Source organism: Staphylococcus sp. HMSC65H10, from assembly GCF_001839185.1.
GTDB lineage: Bacteria > Bacillota > Bacilli > Staphylococcales > Staphylococcaceae > Staphylococcus > Staphylococcus simulans.
In genome coordinates, this window is the sequence record NZ_KV840401.1 from 1 (window position 1) to 1,071 (window position 1,071).

At 33.9% G+C, this 1,071-nt stretch carries 1 protein-coding gene and 1 pseudogene; one reads left to right on the top strand and one right to left on the bottom strand.

The annotated features are described in order from the left end of the window. Positions 1-58: 58 nt before the first annotated feature. The gene (hxlA, locus tag HMPREF3270_RS10965) at positions 59-694 is read right to left on the bottom strand and encodes a 3-hexulose-6-phosphate synthase (RefSeq protein ID WP_070849392.1); all 636 of its coding nucleotides are present in this window, start codon (positions 692-694) and stop codon (positions 59-61) included. A 102-nt stretch (positions 695-796) separates the two neighbouring features. Between hxlA and HMPREF3270_RS10970 the strand changes: the two are divergent. Continuing rightward, positions 797-1,036, top strand: a pseudogene (locus tag HMPREF3270_RS10970) (winged helix-turn-helix transcriptional regulator); the annotation flags it as partial. Between the last annotated feature and the right edge of the window lie 35 nt (positions 1,037-1,071).

Here is a 1,071-nt window from a genome sequence, read left to right on the forward strand (position 1 = left end):
ATTGCAATAGTGCGGGGGGCACTAATTGTTAATTATTTTCTTTAAATAGTGATGTTAACTAAGAATTCGCACCAACTATATCACGACATTGTTTAGCAGCAGCTCTTGGATTATCAGCATTTGCAATACCGCCACCAACAATAATTAAATCTGGTTTTTCAGCTGCTACCTCCTCAATTGTATCCGGTTTGATTCCACCTGCTACAGCTACTTTTGAATTTGAAATAACTGATTTGACAGTACGTAAACTTTCTAAAGGTGATACACCTTCAGCTTGTAAATCATAACCCGTATGCACAGCAATATAGTCAGCACCCATTTTATCTAATTCAGTTGCACGTTGTTCTAAATTTTGAACCGCAATCATATCAACTAATAATTCTTTACCGCTTTTGTGCGCTTCTTCGATAGCACCTTTAATTGAAGCATCTTCCGAAACACCAAGAATTGTTACGATATCAGCTCCGAACTTTACAGCTTGACTTACTTCATATGCAGCAGCATCCATAATTTTCAAATCTGCTAATACTTGTGTATTATTCACTGACTTACTCATATGTTCAACCGCAGATAATCCTTCATTGATAACAATTGGAGTTCCGATTTCTACGATATCAATAAATTCCTCTACTTCTTGAGCAAGCTTTGCTGCCTCTTTTTGATCTAATAAATCGATCGCTAATTGTAATTTCATTAAATTTTCTCCTCTCTAGTTTTTTATAGTGATATTATGGTATTATTCACAACAAATAACAATACTGACATTTTTGTCACTATATAAAATGGAGGCGGCATTTTGTTAATTAAGTATAATAACAAAGAGTTTTATACATCTAAAGATTTAGCTTTGTCTGTAATTGGTGGAAGATGGAAAACCGCTATTGTTTACCATCTTTTGCAAAGTGAACATTTAAGGTTAAGTGAGTTACAAAATAAACTACCTGATATCAATCAGCGCATGTTAATAAGACAACTTAGAGAATTAGAGCAGGATAAAATTATTGAAAAGACGATCTACCCAGTAGTGCCTCCTAAAGGGTTCTGTTGCAAAGTTGAATTTATAGTATAATT

What these genes read in the sequence shown, in the direction of transcription:
- hxlA (WP_070849392.1), bottom strand. Translation starts at nt 694, where the DNA reads ATGAAATTACAATTAGCGATCGATTTATTAGATCAAAAAGAGGCAGCA.